Annotated in this window: 1 pseudogene; it reads right to left on the reverse strand. The window is 68.9% G+C overall.

Annotated elements, in window-relative coordinates:
• Positions 1 to 389 (reverse strand): annotated as a pseudogene (locus ACNFOC_RS55810) (malto-oligosyltrehalose trehalohydrolase); the annotation flags it as partial.

The raw sequence follows: 389 nt of genomic DNA on the forward strand, positions 1-389 counted from the left end.
GGCGATTGCGCCTGCCACGGCTCGCCCATGAACAGCAGCGGGATCATCGGCGTCAGCAGGGTCAGCGCCAGCGCCGCGCGCAGCGGCGCAGGATCGGTCAGCATCGACAGGCGCTCGCCGAAAGCGCGGTTGCCCACCTGGTCATGGTTCTGCGCGAATACCACAAAACGCGCGGGCGACAGGTCGGCGCTGGGTTCGCCGCGGGGATTGCCGCGCAGGTCCGGTTCACCCTGCCAGGCGAATCCTTCGGCCAGGCAGCGCGCCAGCAGTGCTTCGGCGCGACCGGCATAGGCCGCGTAATAGCCTTCCTGCTCGCCGGTCAGCATCACGTGCAGCGCATTGTGGAAGTCATCGTTCCACTGCCCCTGGTAGGCGCCGCGCAGCCACCG

It is taken from the genome of Streptomyces colwelliae, assembly GCF_048158785.1.
In the GTDB taxonomy this organism is placed as follows: Bacteria; Actinomycetota; Actinomycetes; order Streptomycetales; family Streptomycetaceae; genus Streptomyces.